This window comes from Verrucomicrobiota bacterium (assembly GCA_016871535.1).
Classification (GTDB): Bacteria; Verrucomicrobiota; Verrucomicrobiia; order Limisphaerales; family SIBE01; genus VHCZ01.
In genome coordinates, this window is the sequence record VHCZ01000112.1 from 1 (window position 1) to 18,533 (window position 18,533).

Annotated in this window: 13 protein-coding genes; 8 read left to right on the forward strand and 5 right to left on the reverse strand. The window is 59.2% G+C overall.

The genetic code is table 11. From position 1 onward, the window contains the following. Positions 1–631: 631 nt before the first annotated feature. The 3 genes from FJ398_15230 (at position 632) to FJ398_15240 (ending at position 4,277) form a co-directional block, all read left to right on the forward strand. Positions 632–1,657 (forward strand): zinc-binding alcohol dehydrogenase family protein, encoded by a 1,026-nt coding sequence (locus FJ398_15230; GenBank protein MBM3839288.1) that lies wholly within the window; start codon positions 632–634, stop codon positions 1,655–1,657. Positions 1,658–1,991: 334 nt separating this feature from the next. Next, positions 1,992–2,558: a hypothetical protein gene (locus FJ398_15235; protein ID MBM3839289.1), complete on the forward strand. Its 567-nt coding sequence runs from the start codon at positions 1,992–1,994 to the stop codon at positions 2,556–2,558. Positions 2,559–2,738: 180 nt separating this feature from the next. Continuing rightward, positions 2,739–4,277, forward strand: coding sequence for a hypothetical protein (locus FJ398_15240; GenBank protein MBM3839290.1), 1,539 nt, complete (start codon positions 2,739–2,741; stop codon positions 4,275–4,277). Between the two features lie 110 nt (positions 4,278–4,387). Here the strand turns inward: FJ398_15240 and recN are convergent, their stop codons facing one another. Further along, complete coding sequence (gene recN / locus FJ398_15245) at positions 4,388–6,091, reverse strand: DNA repair protein RecN (GenBank protein MBM3839291.1); 1,704 nt, start codon at positions 6,089–6,091, stop codon at positions 4,388–4,390. Between the two features lie 102 nt (positions 6,092–6,193). Here recN and FJ398_15250 point away from each other — a divergent pair, with 102 nt between their 5' ends. Together FJ398_15250 and FJ398_15255 are read left to right on the forward strand one after the other, a co-directional pair. Continuing rightward, the gene (locus FJ398_15250) at positions 6,194–6,988 is read left to right on the forward strand and encodes an MBL fold metallo-hydrolase (GenBank protein ID MBM3839292.1); all 795 of its coding nucleotides are present in this window, start codon (positions 6,194–6,196) and stop codon (positions 6,986–6,988) included. A 4-nt stretch (positions 6,989–6,992) separates the two neighbouring features. After that, positions 6,993–8,816, forward strand: coding sequence for a TIGR03790 family protein (locus tag FJ398_15255; GenBank protein MBM3839293.1), 1,824 nt, complete (start codon positions 6,993–6,995; stop codon positions 8,814–8,816). Positions 8,817–9,116: 300 nt separating this feature from the next. On the opposite strand, the gene FJ398_15260 is transcribed toward FJ398_15255, so the two are convergent. The 3 genes from FJ398_15260 to FJ398_15270 all read right to left on the reverse strand — a co-directional run bounded on the left by FJ398_15260 (position 9,117) and on the right by FJ398_15270 (position 12,107). After that, on the reverse strand, positions 9,117–10,148 hold the full coding sequence (locus FJ398_15260; protein ID MBM3839294.1) for a TIM barrel protein: 1,032 nt from the start codon (positions 10,146–10,148) through the stop codon (positions 9,117–9,119). Positions 10,149–10,533: 385 nt separating this feature from the next. Further along, positions 10,534–11,208 carry an RNA 2',3'-cyclic phosphodiesterase gene (thpR, locus tag FJ398_15265; protein ID MBM3839295.1) on the reverse strand — a complete coding sequence of 225 codons (675 nt, stop codon included), beginning with the start codon at positions 11,206–11,208 and terminating at the stop codon, positions 10,534–10,536. Beyond that, on the reverse strand, positions 11,163–12,107 hold the full coding sequence (locus FJ398_15270) for an aldo/keto reductase (GenBank protein ID MBM3839296.1): 945 nt from the start codon (positions 12,105–12,107) through the stop codon (positions 11,163–11,165). The genes thpR and FJ398_15270 overlap by 46 nt, the downstream gene beginning before the upstream one ends. A gap of 517 nt (positions 12,108–12,624) precedes the next feature. Here FJ398_15270 and lnt point away from each other — a divergent pair. From lnt to trpC, 3 genes are all read left to right on the forward strand, one after another. Further along, positions 12,625–14,277, forward strand: a complete 1,653-nt coding sequence (lnt, locus tag FJ398_15275) for an apolipoprotein N-acyltransferase (GenBank protein ID MBM3839297.1) — start codon at positions 12,625–12,627, stop codon at positions 14,275–14,277. 104 nt (positions 14,278–14,381) lie between these two features. After that, on the forward strand, positions 14,382–15,530 hold the full coding sequence (locus FJ398_15280; GenBank protein MBM3839298.1) for a peptide chain release factor 2: 1,149 nt from the start codon (positions 14,382–14,384) through the stop codon (positions 15,528–15,530). Between the two features lie 121 nt (positions 15,531–15,651). Further along, entirely contained in the window at positions 15,652–16,452 is an 801-nt protein-coding gene (gene trpC / locus FJ398_15285; GenBank protein MBM3839299.1) for an indole-3-glycerol phosphate synthase TrpC, read from the forward strand. 29 nt (positions 16,453–16,481) lie between these two features. Here the strand turns inward: trpC and rpoD are convergent, their stop codons facing one another. After that, entirely contained in the window at positions 16,482–18,335 is a 1,854-nt protein-coding gene (gene rpoD, locus FJ398_15290; GenBank protein ID MBM3839300.1) for an RNA polymerase sigma factor RpoD, read from the reverse strand. Positions 18,336–18,533 lie beyond the last annotated feature (198 nt).

Genomic DNA, 18,533 nt, shown 5'->3' on the forward strand with positions numbered 1-18,533 from the left:
CTCTGCGACTGAGGAGAAACGAAGCCAGAAAGCGAAATCGCCCCAGCCCTCCGGGGCGGGGCGGCGCCTGGCCGGCTGCGGCGTTGCTCGTCGGTCACAGCCCCAAAACGGGGATGCTCCCTCCTCGAGCCTTGCATCCGGCCAGGCGGCGCTCCCGCCAAAACCGGAAGTTATTTTTGCACAGACCCTAAGTGGTCCATTTCATAAATACGCTCACGTTCGCGGCAAGGGATTTTTCGGCCAGACGAGGCGCGAGCGACGAGCATATCCCGAAGTGGATCTGTAAGGAGCAAGCAACGAAGTCTGGCGAAAAAGAACTGCCGCCCTCCGGGTTGCGCCGAATTTTGCCTGGGGCTGCGTTGCTCCTCGGTCACAGCCCCACTGGCGGGGGATGCTCGCTCGTCGCGCCTTGCCCCAGGCCAAATTGGGCGCAACGAACGTGAGCGTATTTACGAAACGGACCACTAAGGAATCCTCTTTTGGCCTGCATGTAGTCCCGGGTTTAGCTGGCCAACGCCCAAAACCGGCTCAAGCCGGGACTACATGCGGTTGCGTGCACGAAACGAGAATTCCTAACTGACGCTTGAATTCTCTGCCGCCTCCGCGTTTCATTGTTTCGACGACACACACAATGAAAGCTATCGTTCTCGAAAAACCCGAACAGTTCACCATCGGCGATCTGCCGGAGCCAGGCCTTCCAGGTCCAGGTGAGGCCCGGGTGCGCGTGCATCGCGTTGGCATCTGTGGCACGGACATTTCCGGATACCTCGGCAAGATGCCGTTCTACAGCTATCCGCGCATTCCGGGCCACGAGCTCGGCGTCGAAGTGCAGGAAGTTGGCGAAGGGGTGGCGAATGTGAAGCCGGGCGACCGTTGCTCGGTGGAACCGTATTTGAATTGCGGGCAGTGCTTCGCCTGCCGGCGCGGGAACAGCAACTGTTGCGAAAGCCTGCAAGTGCTGGGGGTCCACACGGACGGCGGACTGCGCCCGGCGTTCCTCGTCCCGGCGCGCAAGCTGCATCGTTCGGAAAAGTTGAGTCTCGAACAACTCGCGCTGGTGGAAACGCTCGGCATCGGCTGCCACGCCGTGTTCCGTTGCGATCCGCAACCCAAAGAAAACGTGCTCGTCATTGGCGCGGGGCCCATCGGCTTGTCGGCGATGGAATTCCTGAAGCTGGCCAACGCGCGCATCCTCGTGCTGGACCTGAGCGCGAAACGGTTGGAATTCTGCAAAAAAACAATGGGCATTCCGCACACCATCCTGGCCAAAGGCGATGGCTCCGAACTGGAGCAATTGAAGAAACTCACCGACGGCACGCTGCTGTCCATTGTCATCGACGCGACAGGGAGCCACCACTCGATGTCCAACGCGCTAAACTATTGCGCCTTCACCGGCAAATTGGTGTTCCTGGGCATTACGTCAGCCGAGCTTAATTTCGGTCAAGCCGTGATGCATCGCCGCGAACTGACCTTGCTGGCTTCTCGGAATGCCCTGCCGCGCGACTTCGGCCGGATTATCAAACTCATCGAGGATGGGAAGATAGACACCCGGCCCTGGATCACGCACCGGACCAGTTTCGATGATTTCATCAACAATTTTCCCTCCTACACAAAAATGGAGACCGGTGTGATCAAAGCCGTCGTGGAGTTGAATTAAGGAACGGTCGGACGGTTCCAATTATCCCCGCTGTCCAATCCGAGTGCGCCCCTGCCAGACAGAAAAGTGGTGTGGCGCAAGCTTTGCGTAACCCTTGGGGTTTCACTCGAAACCCGCGGCCCGCGCCACACGTTCACCATCGGGGCATCTAACTGAATGAACTTAGCGGCTGTGGCTAACGCACAAAGGGAGGCGTCTGTGGGAACCAGGACGCCCCAGCCACACCCAAGGCAATATCGGCCATGAACCCCGGAACGCAATTCGCGGCCGCCCTCCAGGATTTCTTGGATTGGCATCTCCGTCCCGGATCGTGTTTGATCGGGACGCATCAATCATGAGACTGACCAGAAGCGTTATTGCGTCGTTGCTGATCGCCGGGCTCGTCGGCTGCATGACCGAGAAGAGAAAGCGTGCCGAATTCTTTGCTCAGCAAGAGGACACCAGCGGCAAACCGCCCAAGGCAAAGGACAAACAGAGCCAGCCGCCGCCATTCACGCGCGCCGAAGCGGAAGACGCCATTGTCGAGGCGGTCATTGTCCGGTTCGTCCGAGAAGCATCCCAATTAAAGCCGGTTGCCGAAGCCATTTTCGTTGGTTTCACTCCCGCCAACGCGGATCCGAATCCGGGGTATCTCAAGAGGTTTGAAAAACTGAAGACTCCGGTGTTCCCGATTTCATCCGCGGCACGGGTGGACGACGGCGGCTGGATTGACAAAGCGAGCGGCAAGCGCGGCGTGGTCCTGCGAATCGAACGGATCGACTGGGATGGTTTCTACGCGGTCCGTGTGCCGTACGTCTGGGCAGCCAATGCTGGAAATGAGCACGCCGCATTCTTCCCGCTCGTCTGGAAAAGAGGTCGATGGGTTGTGCAGTTTACGACGAAGAAAGCTTTATGCCCATGACCACTTAGCCGTAACAAATCAGTCAGGAACCACGCATAAGCCCAGTTGAACTGAATAGATACGATTGATCGGCGCGCGTGAATTCACCTTGATCGTTGAAGCCGGTCCTGATTCCTTTAGCCATCCAGCATGGCATGAGATTTGCCTCTCCACGGGAGCCAAATTTAACTTACGAATCACTTGAAAAAATACTTCCTCATTCTGTCCTCTGCGTGGTTGATAGCACCCATCTTTTGCGTGCGGAGCACGGCTGCGGAACCGCCGCCGTTACCGGCGATCACAGGCTTTTCCCCTTCGTCCGGTCCGTCAGGCACGGCCGTTCAAATCATGGGAACGGATCTCGGAGGCGTGACCGAGGTCAAATTCAACGGTGTCAGCGCGCAATTCAGCGCGCTGGTCGGAAATCTGACCGCCATAGTTCCCAACACGGCGGCGACGGGGGTCATTTCCGTCACGACCACCAATGGCACGGCCACCTCCGCGCAGGTGTTTACCGTAACCCAGCGCCCCGGACCGGTTGTGGCGAGCTTCTCGCCCCTGACCGGCAAGGCCGGAACCTCGGTTCAGATTCGCGGAACGAACTTGATCGGGGTCACAAGTGTCAAGTTCAACGGCGTGAACGCGATTTACACGCTGTTCTCTGGGATCATTTTCGCAACCGTTCCGGCCGGCGCCACCACGGGGCCGGTCTCCGTCACCACAGCGACCGGCACTTTTACGACGACCGAATCGTTCGTGATCGAGCAAACCGCCGCGCCGCTCGTCACCGGCTTCACACCAACGACCGGTGAGGCCGGGACACCGGTTCAGATTCAGGGTTCCAATTTGACCGGTGTGACCGCCGTCAAGTTCGGCGAAGTTGCGGCGGAGTTCTCTGCATTTGGCGGTTCGCTGCTCGCGATGGTTCCTACCAATGCTGTGACCGGAGCGATCACGGTGGTCACGGCCTCGGGCAGAGCGACTTCCACGGCGGTCTTCACCATCACCCGGCGGGGCGCGCCCGTCATCACCTCCTTTTCTCCGACGAGTGGTGAAGCAGGCGCCTCCGTGGAAATTCGAGGCACGGACCTGATCGCCGTGAAAGCGGTCCTGTTCGGCGGAGCGAGCGCGAGTTTTACGAATCTGTCTTCCGGATTGGTTTTCGCCATTGTTCCCACCAACGCGGCCACAGGCCCCGTCACCATCTCGACGCCGCTGGGCACGAACACGAGCAGTCAGGCCTTCACGCTGATAAATCCGCGCGCCCCACAAATCACTTTGTTGTCCCCGGATCGGGGCGACACGGGAATCCTCATAGACATCCGAGGAACCAATCTGCTCGGCGTGGTCTCGGTGAAGTTCAGCGGAGTGGAAACGGAGTTCCTCGAATTCCAATCCGAACGGTTGCTCGCCTTCGTGCCGAAGAACGCCACGACCGGACCGGTCACGGTGACGACTCGAGCGGGCACGGTTACGAGCAGCGGGGTCTTCACCGTCACGGGCGCTCCGCCGCCGCCGATTACGCCTCCTTCGCTTTCCATCCGCGCCACCGGGCAAGGCCAGCTTGTACTGGCGTGGCCGGTGGCTTCGGTTGGTTTTGTTCTCCAGAGCGCGGACGAGCTTTCAGCCTCGACGCGCTGGAACCCGATCGAGATCCCCGCCGTGACTGTGCAGGAACGATTTGTCGTCACGGTCCAGCTCTCCGCACAACAGAGATTCTATCGCCTGGCGCGGCCTTAGTCGGAACAATTCAATTCGGATGGGGAGGGCGCGTGCGCTCCCCATCCGAATTGAATTGTTCCGGTTTGGTCGAACTGAACTCTTCCAGTTTCGCCGCAGAACCCAGTTCGTTATCGCGAAGCTCGCGGCTGGGGGCTTTCGCGTTTCAGCAGCGACTCGGCGAGTTGAAGCGCGGCCGTGGAATCTTCCCCAATCATCCGCGCCAATTCTCGCACGCGGCGCCTGGCGTCCAAAAGTGTGATGTGGGAAACCGTCCGGCTGTCTTTGACTTCCTTGGTGATCAAAAAATGGGCGTCGGCAGGAGCGGCGACCGGCGCCAGGTGCGTAATGCACAGGACCTGGTGTTTCTGCGCAATCTGGCGCATCTTGGCGCCGACTGCGTGCGCCGTCTCACCGCCCACGTTGGCATCGACTTCGTCGAAAACCAAAACCGGGATTTCGTCCTCCGCCGCCAGCACAGTCTTCAGCGCCAACATCACGCGGGCCATTTCTCCGGAGGACGCGATGGCTCGCAACGCTCGCGGAGGCTCGCCGACATTCGGAGCAAACTGGAACTCCACGGCGTCGAAGCCTGACATGGGGATTTGCGTCAAATTTGAAATCTGAGATTCCGAGGTCAGCGCCGCTTCGAATTGACTTTGCTTGAATCCCAGTGCCGACAACTCCGCTTCGACTTCGCGGCCGAGTCGAGGAAGGACTTTCCGGCGGCGCGCGGAAAGCTCTCGGCCCGCCTGGAGCAAAGCAGCTTCCAGGTGGGTTAACTCGGCGTTGATTCGGCTGAGCGCGGCATCGCGTTGTTCGAGGTTCTGAAGTTTGCGCGCGGCATCTTCGCCGAACTCAATCACCGCCGCCAGGGTTTTCCCGTATTTGCGTTTAAGCGAGTGGATCAAATCGAGGCGCTCCTGGAGTTGCTGGAGACGTTCCGGATCGACCTCCACTCGATCCGCATAGCCAGACAGAGCCTGCTGCAGATCCTGGAGCGCGTCGACGATTTGGTCGTGGGCATTCAAAAGCGGCTCGCCCGATGGATCAGTTGCCTTCAACTCCTGGAGCGCGCGGCCCAAGACGCCGGCCTGACTGAGCAGCGAACTTTCGTCTTCGCTGATCAATCCCTGAGCGGCGCGTGCCAACTCCAGCAGTCGGGCCGCGTTGCTGGCCCGGCGATACTCCAGATCAACTTGCTCTTCCTCGCCCGGCATCAAGTTCGCGGCGCGGATCTCCTTCACTTGAAACCGCAGCAATTCGAGCTGCCGCGCGTAGGTTTGTTCGTCGATGATCAACGCCGCCTTTTCCTCCAGGAGCGCTTCACGCCGCCGGACTAACTCCGCGAAATGTTCCCGCGAAGCGCGCAGTGCGCCAAAGGCGTCAAGGATCGCGAGTTGTTTCGCGGGATGGATCAGGGATTGATGTTCGTGCGGGCCGTGAATATCGACGAGGGACTCGCCCAGCGTGGCCAGAATCTGGAGAGTCGTCGGCGTGCCGTTGATGAACTGGCGGTTGGTGCCGGCGGCCGTAAAGGTCCGTTTGATCACCAACTGTCCCTCCTCGCACGGTTCGAGCCCATGGTTCTCCAAAAAGGGCTGCAAGAGGGTCTGCATGCGGGCGACCTGAAATACCGCCTCGACCGAACAGCCTTCTGCGCCGCTTCGGATCAGCGTGCGATCCGCGCGCTCGCCCAGGACGAGGTTCAACGCGCCAATCAGGATGGACTTGCCCGCGCCGGTCTCGCCAGTGATGACGTTGTAGCCGGCGTTGAAATCCACGGTCATGTCGGCGACCAACGCCAGATTCTTGATGCGGAGCGTCGCTAACATTTGCGGGAACGATTCAGAGGGTTTGGCGCCGTTGCTCGGACAGTTTCATTCAAAAAAGTTGGGTCCACTTTGGCCAATGTGCTAGCATTCAGCAAAAGCAAAATGTCGTTCGAGTTCACATTCCTCGGCTCGGGAACTTCTCAAGGCGTCCCGATGATCGGGAAAGACTATCCTCCCGAATTCTTGGCCAACTCGAAGAACCATCGCACCCGGCCGTCGATTTATGTGGCGACGGACCAGGTCAAATTGGTCGTGGACACCACCCCGGATTTCCGCACGCAGATTCTGCGCGAGAACATCCGCTGGCTCGATGCCGTGGTGTTTACGCACTCGCATGCCGATCACATCATGGGCCTGGACGATTGCCGGCGCTTCTGCGACTTGCGCGGCGGCAAACTTCCCATTTACGCGAGCGCGGCGACGATGGCCGATTTGAAGCGAGTTTTTGCTTACGCCTTCAATGGCGGCGCGATTCCCAGGGGCTATTTCAATCCGGAGCCGCGCTTGATCGAGGGCCCGTTCTCGCTCGGCGACCTGCATCTGGTTCCGCTCTCCCTGCCGCATGGCAAGATGCCCATGAACGGATATCTGTTTCTACAGAACGGCGCCAGGCGTCTGGCCTATCTGAACGACTGCAAGGAGGTCCCTGGAGATGTGGTCGAGCAAATCCGCGGAACTCAAGTCGTCGTCCTGGATGCTCTGCGTAAGGAGCCGCACCCAACGCACATGTCTCTGGACGAAGCCTTGACCGCAGCCCGGCGGATCGGCGCGCCGCGCACGATCTTTACTCATCTGACGCACGACTACGATCACGACGTGGATCAGGCCGATCTCCCCGCGGCGGTGGAACTGGCTTACGACGGCTTGAAGGTTGTGTGCGGCGGCTCGACATTGTGAACGGATGAAACATCCCATGCGCACTGCCCATGAACCGAAAACTGTGCGGACCGCAGCCTTCAGGCTGCTTGGGGCCCCGCTGTGGAGTCCAGCGTTGAAGTGGCCTAAAGGCCACGGTTCGGAAGGCGGGTTCAAGGGACGACTCCCGCGCGCGGGCCTGGCCTTCGTGTTCGCGGTCGTGCTGGGCTGGTCTTTCTGGCAGGTGGCCGCCGCTGAACAAGGCGATTCGGTGGCGGTAGTTTACAATTCAAAACTTCCGGCGTCCAAAGCGCTGGCTGAATACTACGCGACTCGGCGGAAGATCCCGACCAATCAGGTTTTCGGACTCGATTTGCCAACGGGCGAATCGATCACGCGCCAGGAATTCGACGCCCGCCTGCGTTTGCCGCTGCTGGAGAGACTGGAGAAAGCAAAGCTGATGCGCGCGCCGGCGAGCGCCAGCAACGAAAACCCTCGCAGCGAATGGAGCGCGCGCCGGCCAACGGGCGTTGAGTCAAGAATCCGTTACGTCGTCCTTTGCACGGGAGTTCCGCTGCGTATCGAGGAGGATTACAAACTCCGAGAGGAAGCCACCGAGAAGATCCCGGCGCAGCTCCGAAAGAACGAAGCTTCCGTGGACAGCGAACTGGCGTTGTTGCCCATCAGCAAGACGGCCCTGACTTTGTATGGTCCTTTTCCCAATCCAGGTTTTGCCGCGACCAACACGGCCTTCTTGCACCCGACCAATGGAGTCCTGCTGGCGGCGCGCCTGGACGGTCCATCGGTGGCGGTAGCCCGGGGGTTGATCGACAAAGCAATTCAGGCCGAGACCGACGGACTTTGGGGCCGCGCTTATTTCGACTCCCGCGGCCTGACCAACGGCAGCATCAAGATGGGTGACGATTGGATCAAGGGCGCAGCCGAAGTCGCGCGCCGGACCGGCTTCGAGACGGTGCTGGATACGAAGGAGGAGCGCTTCCCTGTCAGTTTTCCCATCAGCCAGATTGCGCTTTACGCGGGCTGGTACGAGTACGACGGCCAGGTCTCCGGTCCGTTCACGAGGCCTGGAATCGAGTTCATGCCCGGCGCGTTTGCGTATCATTTGCACTCGTTCAGCGCCGCGACCATCCGATCCGCAAAACAGAATTGGGTCGGACCGCTGCTCGACAAAGGGGTCACCGCGACGATGGGCTGCGTCTATGAACCTTATCTCGAATTTACGCCGAACCTGACGGTGTTCTTTCATCGATGGATCGCCCTCGGCTTCAGCTTCGGGGAGGCGGCTTACGCGTGTCAGAATTATTTGTCCTGGCAAACGACGGTTGTGGGAGATCCTCTTTATCGCCCGTTCGCCCGATCGCCGCGCCAGATGCACGAGGACTTGCTCCTGAGCAGGAACAAAGCGCTGGAATGGTGGCACATGAAGGTCGTGAATTTCAACCTCGTCGGCGACACGCCTGCCGAGGAATTGATTCAATACCTGGAAGAAGTGCCCGAAACCCGGACGAGCGCCGTGCTGCTGGAGAAGTTGGGCGATCTTTACTTGCTCAAAACGAAGACGGACGAGGCCATCGCGGCGTATCAAAAGGCGCTGCCGCTGGCCGCATCAAACCCGCAAAGAATCCGTCTCCTCCTGGAACTGGGCCGGACTCTCGAAGCTTCGGGCGCATCGGAGCAAGCCATGGACGCATATCGAAAACTTCTCCGCGAGTTCCCGGAGTATCCGGACCTGCTCGGCATTTATCGGAAGTTGCTGCCGCTGGCTGAGCGATTGAACCGCGTCGAGGAAAAGGAACTCTACCAAAAGGAAATCGACCGGCTCACCTCCATCGTCCCGTCCCGGTCTTGATCAAGAGTTGGGTTCCTCGCCGTTTCAGTGGCTGACGCACTTGGTTCATTCTTGGGCGAGGGATTGTCGTCCGGCGCCTTCCCCCTCACCCTGGCCCTCTCCCTCAGGGAGAGGGCCGGGGTGAGGGGGAACGAAGCGCTCAACCACCGATGACTGTAGCCACTGAAAGTAGCGACGTGCTGGCGTGTGTCTCCTGCGCGGTTTCGGCTCTGCCTTTTCGATAATGGTGGATTGGCCAGAAACCGCGGCTGTGCGGCAGCACAGCCCTACCAGGCACGAAATGAAACGCAGCGCTTACGCCTACGCTCCCATTCCCTCCTCGAACGACCCGGCGGCAATCGGGAAGCAGAGGTGGTCGCGAACGAATTGAATTCCATTCGTGCTGGTCGCATCCAGGTCGCGGTAAGCGCTCTCTGCTTCCACGACGAGCGGCGCGGTCTTGGCGCCCATGATTTCCCGATAGCGTTTGGGATAACCCACATTCACCAGCAGCTCGACGTAGCGCGTCATGTTCAGGTCGCCAGAGGGGATATCGACGAACTGCATTGCGCGGCCGGGCCAGTTCGGCTCCATCTTCCGCAGCGGCACGGTCGGGCGGACGACGAAGTTCTTGACGTGACACGCATAGACGCGCGGCCCGACTTTCGCGAAACGCGTCTCCCAGCTTTCGCCTTCCCAACAGTGCGACGGATCGGCATTCACGGTCAGGCATTTGTCGCCGTCACAGATTTGCACGAGGTAATTGAAATCATCGGCGCACATCGCCGCCGTGCCGGGGTGAATTTCGTGGGCCAGGAAAAGGCCGAGTTTGTTGGCGTGTTGGCGAAGCTTGGCCGTTTTCTTCACGAAGCGCTCTGCGCCTTCCTTGATCAAATCGTAATCCCCGCCTTTCCAGAATCCCCACGGATAACCCGTCGCGACTTCCCACCCGAAGGCCACGCCCCAGAACGTGGGCAGAATCTTCACGCGCAGTTCGGCGCAAAGATCCATAAATTTCAACAAGTAATTCTCGGCCCATTTCTCGATTTCCTGAGGCGATTTTTTAGCGACATCGCCCGGGATGAACGGGCGAATCGTCGGGCTGGCCGTCCACGCCGTGGTGTGGACCCAAAGCGGGCAATGGCACGAAACGCCGTCCAGGGTCATCCCGCGGCTCTCGAAGGTCTGTTTGATTTCCTGAGCGGTCTTGAACAGTTTGCCTCCCTGCAGCATGTAATTCGAAGGTTGGGCCCCGGACGCCCCGGAACGCTTGGCGTAATCCAGAAAGTCCGCCAGACTTTTTCCGCCATGTTGAGCTCCTTCGATGCTTGCGTGGAAACATGCTTGTGCCATAGGTGGGAGGACGATTAAACGAGGGCTGGGAAGAATGCAATCTGAATTTCAGTAATCACGCGAGGACAAGGCGCATCCACCAGTTCAAATGTGAATTGCGGCTGGCCTCTCAGAGCGTGTCCGAAAATTGCGCGGGGTCCTGCGGCGAGGGATTTTGGCTGTGGCCAAGGCGGCGAGGTCCGAGCATCCCCAACGCGGGCTGTAAGGACCGAGCCAACGCAGGCCACGGACAAAAGACCCGCCGCCCGGAGGGTTTTCGCGCCAAAGGCCGCCTGGCTTCGTTGCTCCTCAGTCGAAGATCCAGGGAGGATATTCTCCTTCGTCGCGCCTCGCCATCCGGCCTTTGGCGCGAAAACAGGACCCCGCGGAATTTTCGGACACGCTCTCAGACACAGGTGCGCCCCAGTGAAAAAACCCCCAGCGCCTGATACGAACTGCCCCGCGGTGAAAGAGTGCTCTGGATCAGTTCGATTTCCCGGACTTCCCATTCTCCGAGATCGGGGATGTGTTGATCCCGAAATGCCTGGCCTGCGGCACGCGTGTCGCAGGCGGAGCCTTTGACGCGGCCCACGGTCAAATGAGGATGGAAATCGCGCTTTTCAGAGTGGCTGCCAAATCCTGCGGTCCGTTGCTCGACGTCTTTCTGCAGAGTTTCCAAGGCAGTGATATCTCCGCCGACGCCAATCCAGATGGCACCGGGCTTTTGCCAGGAAGGAAAACAACCGACGCCGCCCAGGGAAATGGAGAACGGTCGAATGGGCTGGCACGCCGCTCGCAAAGCCCCCGTCAATGCTGGCACTTGCTCGGAGGCGACGTTCCCATAGAACTTGAGCGTCAGGTGCCACTGCGCTTCTGCGGTCCAACGAATCGCATTCGTTCCGGCGCGGTTCTGAAGCTGGCGCTGAGTTTTTGCAATCGCCGCCTTCAACTCGGCTGGCACCGAAACCGCGACGAACGCGCGAATGAAGTCAGAGGCGGCCAGTTTCAAATTTGAAATCTGAAATTTGAGATTCCTCAAGGCAAGCGATGCCCCAGCGCGGCCTCCAGCAACCGGTACCATTCTTCGCGCGTCAAATGCACATCCACCGCTTTGGTCAATTCGCGAATTCGATCCGGGTCCGTCGAACCCACGATGGGAAGAATCCTCGCGGGATGCTTCAGGAGCCAGGCGATCGCAATGACCGCCCGGCTGGTATCACGCGCTCTGGCGATCAACTCCAGGACTTCACGGATGTGCAGGCGCCGCGCGTGATCCGCGCCGCGGAGGTCGATCGGGTCCGACGCGCCCAGCCGGCCTCCGCCGAGCGGGCTCCACGCCATGGGCGTGATTTGTTCCATCGAACATTGCGCCAGCGTGCCGTCGTGGAAACAATCGAGCTTCATCAAACTGATCTCGACCTGGTGGGCGATCAGCCGCATCGGACACGCCTTTTGCACGGCGGAGAACTGGGCAGGGGAAAAATTGCTGACGCCGAACTCGGCGACCTTGCCGGCCTGCTTGAGCCGGCTGAACGCTTGCGCGACTTCCTCCGGGTCGCACAAATAATCCGGGCGGTGCAGCAGGTAAAGATCGATTCGGTCCACCCCCAGCCGCTTCAGGGATTGTTCGCAGGACCAGATGATGTGCCCGGCGGAAAAATCGTAGCGGTAAGGCGAATCGGCATCCGGGTCTCCCGCCTTCCGGATGCCGCACTTGGAGACAACGAGAATTCGCTCCCGCATGCCGGAAACCGACTTCAGAACGTTGCCGAAAATCCGCTCGGCTTCGCCGTGGCTGTAAATGTCCGCGAGATCAAAGAGCGTGTAGCCCGCCTCGAACGCGGCGGTGGCGGCGCGCGCGCCGGCCGCTTCGCGTTCTTGAGTGACTTCGCTCGATTCGCCCGGCCCGCCGATGCGCCAGCAACCATAGGAAAGCTGGCTGGCCTTGAGCACACTTGTCCCTAACGAGAGAGTTTCCATGCTGCAATTCACCCAAGAGTAATGCGAAAGCCGAGAACACGGAAGGCCAAATCCCCCGGCACCAGCAGTTCTGCCCTTGAACCGAAGTTGTGCGCGCCAGCGTGTTGCAGTGCGGCAGTCCTCTAGTCCTCTGCCGCTTTTGTAGGGTCCCGCGATTCCGAAAGCGTCAGAGGACTCTGCTCCCTACACGCTCTTAGAATCCCAACGGGATTCCGACGCAAGCGCAGAGCTACCCAGCTACCCTGGGGAATTGGCGGCACGCGGGATCAACCCCAACGGGGTTGCGTCTTTGGCCAATCGGAGAGGCGCAACCCCTTTGGGGTTGGTTCCTTCTCGTTCGCTCTACCCAGGGTAGCTCGTTCTCGGCGCGAATCTGACCAACACTACGTTTACGGGCGCGATCTTCAGGGATACGATCATGCCGGACGGCACTCGACGGTAATTACGGCTCGTGCTTGCGTTCGGCGAGGCGTGAGGCAATCTGCTGCGGTTGAAACTCGCACGCTTCAAAGGGGCGATGTCTTCTCGTCTTGTGCTGAGCATCGCTGGCGGCCTTTGCCTCGCGCTGTCCTTTCCAAGGGCCGGAATCGCTGGCTTGGCTTGGGTCGCGCCCGGCTTGATCCTGGCGGCGGCCTTTGGATGCACTGGTGGAGAGTCGTTCCGGATTGGTTACTTTGCGGGGCTTGCCCATTATCTTACCTCTCTCTACTGGCTGTTGTTTATTCCGTTTCCGGCCGGGGCAGTGGCCGGCTGGCTGGCCCTAAGCGCGTACCTCGCGCTATATCCCGCAACATGGACCTGGCTATGCTGCCGTCTGTGCCCAGGAATGATCCGATCTATCGCCTCCATCGCGAGCCATCCTGAGCGGCCTGCGGACGTACAGCAATGGTGTGTGCGATTTATCGCAACTTCCTTCTTCCAACGCGCCTTTTGGACGCTGGCCTGCGCCACTATTTGGGTTGCCTTGGAGATGGTCGTTGCGCGGTTGTTGACCGGTTTTCCATGGAATCTTCTGGGAATCTCCCAATTCCGAATGTTGCCGGTGACGCAAATTGCGTCCCTCACCGGTGTCTATGGTGTGTCTTTCTTGATGGTTTGGTTTTCGGTGGCGCTGGTTTGCGCGGCGCTCGCGTGGTTCACTCGCCCCGCTTCCGCACGGCTTTGGCTGGGCGATCTTCTGTTGCCAATTTCGGGCATAACTGTGGCCTGCTGGTTTGGGATGAACCAAATCACACGGTCGCCCGTTCACCATGAAAAGGTCAGGGTGGCCCTGGTGCAGCCGAGCATCCCGCAAACGCTCATCTGGGATCCGAAGGAAAACACCAATCGTTTCCACCAGCTCCTTCAGCTCACAGAACAGGCGCTTCAAGAGAAACCCTCCATCCTGGTGTGGCCTGAAGCCGCGGTGCCGAACATTCTGCGCTACGAACCCGACACCTATGAAGCGATCCGAAAGTTGGCCGTCGAACATCGCGTCTGGATGATTGTAGGGGCGGACGACGCCGTGCCGAGAGCAAAGTCAGGCACCGGACAGGATTTCGACCGCTACAACAGCAGCTTCCTCATTAGCCCCCAGGGCGAGATCGTCGCCACCTATCGCAAGCGCCGGCTCGTCATCTTCGGCGAATACGTGCCGCTCGTTCGTTGGCTCCCGTTTTTGAAGTTTTTCACCCCCATCGGCCAGGGCTTTGCCTCGGGGAACGAAGCGGCGCCGTTTTCGTTGCCGGATTTGAAAGTCAAAACGGCAACGCTCATTTGTTTCGAGGACACCTTCCCGCATTCGGTGCGCGAGTATGTGGAGGCCGATACCGATTTCCTTCTGAACCTGACCAATGACGGCTGGTTCGGCGAAAGCGCCGCGCAATGGCAACACGCCGCGAATGCCGCCTTGCGCGCCGTGGAGAACGGACTGCCGTTGGTCCGGTGCGCGAACAACGGCTTGACGTGCTGGGTCGATGCGCGCGGCCAAATGCACGAGGTATTCTTCCGGGACTCGAACGACATTTATGGCGCCGGCTATAAAATCGTCGAGATCCCTATTCTCAACGAAGCCGAGAAACGCACACCGACCTTTTACAGCCGGCACGGCGATTGGTTTGGATGGGGCTGTGTTGGGATTGCAAGCGGGTTGCTGGCGGCGTCGATTCTGGCTCGGCGGTTTAAGCTGTGAGGCGTGAAACGTAAAACGTGAAACGTGATCTCCAAGTTACGTTTTTCGCGCGCAAATTTTCGCTATGAAACCGCCGAAACTTCCGTAAATTCACCGGGCTATGTTTGAAGCGATCAAAGAGCAGTTGGCGACGATGTCCGAGAAACTGGCCCATCTCCGGAGGTTTCTTTGACGTTCCCGCAGTGCAGAAGCGTCTCGGCGAACTGGACGCGCTCATGGCTTCCGAAACTTTTTGGAACAATCGCGAGCAAGCTCAGAAACTGATCGACGAGGCCGCCTCCCACCGCAAGAAGACCGATCCGCTCCTTCAAGCAGAGAAACATCTGGAGGATTTCCGCATCATGGCGGAACTCGCGGAGGGCGAACCCGAAGCCGAGCAAATCAAGCATCAGAAAGAACTCGAACGCGACCTGGCTAAATTCGCCAAGGACCTCGAAGCGCTCGAACTCAAGGTGTTTCTCAGCGGACCGCATGACCGCAACAATTGCATCCTGAGCATCAACGCCGGCGCCGGTGGCACCGAGGCGTGCGATTGGGCGAACATGCTTCTGCGCATGTACCAGCGCTGGGGCGAACGCCGCGGCTGGGAGTTGGAAGTCACGGACGCGTTGGCCGGTGATGTCGCCGGCATCAAGAACGCCACCATTCTGATTCAAGGCGAGAACGCCTACGGTTTCTGCAAGGCCGAGCGCGGCGTGCACCGGCTCGTCCGCCTTTCGCCGTTCGATGCCAACAAGCGCCGACACACCAGTTTTGCCAGCGTCGATGTTATCGCGGAAATCGAGGAAACGTCCGACGACATCGCGATTCCTCCAAGCGAACTGCAGATCGACACTTATCGTTCCGGGGGCAAGGGCGGCCAAAACGTGAACAAGGTCGAGACCGCCGTCCGCATCACGCACCTTCCGACCGGCATTGTGGTCGCTTCCCAAAGCCAGCGCTCGCAGCATCAGAATCGCGCCACGGCCATGAAGCTGTTGCTCTCGAGGATCTATGCGCAGCGGCTCGACGCGCAGAAGGCCGAGATGGAACGGTTTTACGGCGAGAAAGGCAGCGTCTCCTGGGGCAACCAGATTCGGAGCTACGTGTTTCAGCCGTATCGAATGGTCAAAGATCTCCGCACCGGAATTCAGACCAGCAACGTCCAAGCCGTGATGGATGGCGACCTCGACGATTTCGTCAACGGCTGGCTCCGCGCCGGCTGCCCGACCAAACGCATGGTGGGCGTCAAGGACGAGGAGGAGAATGACTAATCTCAAATTCCCGAATGACGAAAGAATCTCGAAATCCAAGGCCCTGATCTTTCGCGTGCCTGGAGTCATTCGGCTTTAGGCATTCTTTCGTCATGAGGCCTTCGTCATTCGTCATTTCTGCGTGAGCATCCTGGACACGATTGTTGAAGAGAAGAAGCGCGAGGTGGAAAAGCTTGGCTCCTTGCGCGCCTCCTCCGCCGACCTCGCGCAGGCGCTCCTGGCGCGCGGGGACGATCGCGATTTCATCTATGCCTTGCGGCATCCGCGCAAGGGCAGGGTCGCGCTCATCGCCGAGGTGAAGAAAGCGTCGCCGTCGGCGGGGGTGATTTGCCCGGACTTCGACCCGGTCCGCATCGCCAAAGAGTACGAAGCAGCGGGAGCGAGTTGCCTGTCGGTTCTGACCGACGAAAAATTTTTCCAGAGTTCGCTGCGGTATTTGAAAGAGATTCGGGAAGCGGTTCGGCTGCCGTTGTTGCGGAAAGATTTCATCATCGACGCACGCCAGATTCGCGAAGCGGTGGATTGGGGCGCGGACGCGGTCTTGCTCATCGTTTCCATTCTGAACGACGCACAGCTCCGCGAATTTCACGCGCTGGCGACCGGAGTCGGACTTGCGGCTCTGGTCGAAGTTCATGACGAGGCTGAACTCGAGCGCGCGCTGGCCAGCGGCCCGCGGCTTATCGGCGTGAACAACCGCGACTTGAAAACATTCCAAGTCGATCTGGGCACGACGACGCGCCTCGCCGAGCGGTTGCGGGCGTTGCCGGAATCCAGGCGCCCGATTCTCGTGGCGGAAAGTGGCATTCACACTCGCTCCGACGTGGTGCGATTGGAGAAGGCCGGCGCGCAAGCAATCCTGGTCGGCGAATCGCTGATGAAAGGCGGGAAGATTGAAGCGAAAGTCGCTGAACTTCTGCAGTAGCGTTTCTTGCTCCAGCCGAATCGTTCGGCTTAGGCCGCCTGCGCGTCTTCGAGAAAGCCTTGAAGCTGGCGAATACGGGTCGGGTGCCGGAGTTTTCGGAGCGCTTTGGCTTCGATCTGGCGGATGCGTTCGCGGGTGACGCGATATTGCTTGCCCACCTCCTCGAGAGTGCGCGCGTAACCGTCCACCAGTCCGAACCTGAGTTCGAGGACTTTCCGTTCCCGTTCGGTCAGCGTGCACAGGACATCCGCCAGTTTGGTCTTCAGGAGATTATAGCTCGTGACATCGGACGGATTCTCCGCGGTCTTGTCCTCGATGAAATCTCCGAAGCTGGCCTCGTCTCCGTCGCCGACCGGCGCCTGCAAGGAGATCGGTTGCTGGGCCATCTTCAGAATGGCGTTGACCCTTTCCACCGGAATCTGCATTTCCTCGGCGATTTCCTCAGGCGTGGCCTCGCGGCCGAAATCTTGCAGGAGTTGCTTTTGCGCCCGGACCAGTTTGCCGATGATCTCGATCATATGGACCGGGATGCGGATGGTTCTGGCCTGATCCGCGATCGCCCGGGTGATCGCTTGCCGGATCCACCAAGTCGCATAAGTCGAGAACTTGTAGCCGCGCCGGTATTCGAACTTCTCCACGCCCTTCATCAACCCCATGTTGCCTTCCTGGATCAAGTCCAGGAACGCGAGACCGCGGTTGGTATATTTTTTGGCGATGGAGATCACGAGCCGGAGGTTGGCCTCGGCCATCTCGGTCTTGGCCTGCTGGGCGCGAGCAGCCGCTTGCTTGAGTCGGTTGAATGCGTCGAGATAATCCCTGGCCGGCATGCGCGCGAAACTTTCCAGGGCTTTAATCGTCTGCTGCTCCGAGTGGATAATAGCGCGGTGCTTTTCGGATCTTGCATGGCGCTGCAGATCCTCAATGGCCTTCAGGCTGGCCTGGATTTTATCGTGGATATTCTCGGTCACGAGCATCATTTCCTCGATGACCTTCTGTTTGTAGTAGAACTTCGGGAACGTCTCCTGAAGCCGCTGGTCTAGGCGCCTGAATTCTCGGAGCAGTTTCTCTGACTTGCCCTTGTGGGAAACCTCGCGCCACTTTGCGTACTTCTCGTCTACGCGTTCGTCTAATTGGCGCACCTTTTTGACCAAAGCCCGCAGCTCCCGGAGATGGCTCTCGCGGCTGGGTACTTTCTTGTCCACAATGACGCGGTCAAAGCGCTCTTTCGGAGGCTCCGAAATCAGTTTCTCCGCCAACGCGATATGCTCTTTGGCCGCAAAGCCGAAACCGTAAATGATTCGTTTTACCTCTTCCTCAGCTTCTTCGATCCGTTTGCAAATGGAAATCTCCTGCTCGCGTGTAAGCAGGGGCACTTTCCCCATCTCACGGAGATACATGCGGACAGGATCATCGAGGATATCCAGGCGCCCTTTGTCTTCCTCTTCCTCAGCTTCCGGCTGCTTAACCTGGTCCACCTCGGCCTGATCGACAATCTCCACATCCAGGCTGGCAAGGCGGGCGAGAACTTCGTCCAAATCCTCTGCCGTTACAATCGTATCCGGCAGGGCATCGTTAATGTCGTCGTAGGTCAAATGCCCCTGTTCCTGAGCCAATCGAACGAGGTCCTTTACCTTCTCCGTCAGGTCTAAACCCGCCTTGGTTTTGATGGGTGCCAAATCGGCCGGCACAGTTGTCACGGCCTGGGGATTGGGCGGCATTGCCCTGGAAGAGCGTCCACCACGAGAGCGGTGCCCATTAAGGCCCACTTTTTGCATTCCGTTCCGCGAAGCGGTCACAAGCCTGGTGGTCTTTCGGATCACCTTGCGAGTGCGGCTTTTGGACGATGCCTTGCCGCGCTTAAATCTTGCCGTGTTGAGCCGCATGTCTAGTAATGATCGTTAAAATAGCCGCTAACAATCTCAAAGCAACGGACAATAGTCAAATCCGGAAATGGGGTGCAGGACATAATTGTGGTGAATAAGACGGTTGTGGAATTTTAGGCGGCGAATTTCAGAGCATCATTTCGGGCTGCGTGCGTGTTGGCGCGGTCTTGCCAGAACGCATCGAATCGGTCGCTCAAG

What these genes read in the sequence shown, in the direction of transcription:
- FJ398_15235 (MBM3839289.1), top strand. Translation starts at nt 1,992, where the DNA reads ATGAGACTGACCAGAAGCGTTATTGCGTCGTTGCTGATCGCCGGGCTC.
- FJ398_15270 (MBM3839296.1), bottom strand. Translation starts at nt 12,107, where the DNA reads ATGGAAACTCTCTCGTTAGGGACAAGTGTGCTCAAGGCCAGCCAGCTT.
- FJ398_15255 (MBM3839293.1), top strand. Translation starts at nt 6,993, where the DNA reads ATGAAACATCCCATGCGCACTGCCCATGAACCGAAAACTGTGCGGACC.
- thpR (MBM3839295.1), bottom strand. Translation starts at nt 11,208, where the DNA reads ATGGTACCGGTTGCTGGAGGCCGCGCTGGGGCATCGCTTGCCTTGAGG.
- lnt (MBM3839297.1), top strand. Translation starts at nt 12,625, where the DNA reads ATGTCTTCTCGTCTTGTGCTGAGCATCGCTGGCGGCCTTTGCCTCGCG.
- FJ398_15260 (MBM3839294.1), bottom strand. Translation starts at nt 10,148, where the DNA reads ATGGCACAAGCATGTTTCCACGCAAGCATCGAAGGAGCTCAACATGGC.
- FJ398_15230 (MBM3839288.1), top strand. Translation starts at nt 632, where the DNA reads ATGAAAGCTATCGTTCTCGAAAAACCCGAACAGTTCACCATCGGCGAT.
- recN (MBM3839291.1), bottom strand. Translation starts at nt 6,091, where the DNA reads ATGTTAGCGACGCTCCGCATCAAGAATCTGGCGTTGGTCGCCGACATG.
- rpoD (MBM3839300.1), bottom strand. Translation starts at nt 18,335, where the DNA reads ATGCGGCTCAACACGGCAAGATTTAAGCGCGGCAAGGCATCGTCCAAA.
- FJ398_15250 (MBM3839292.1), top strand. Translation starts at nt 6,194, where the DNA reads ATGTCGTTCGAGTTCACATTCCTCGGCTCGGGAACTTCTCAAGGCGTC.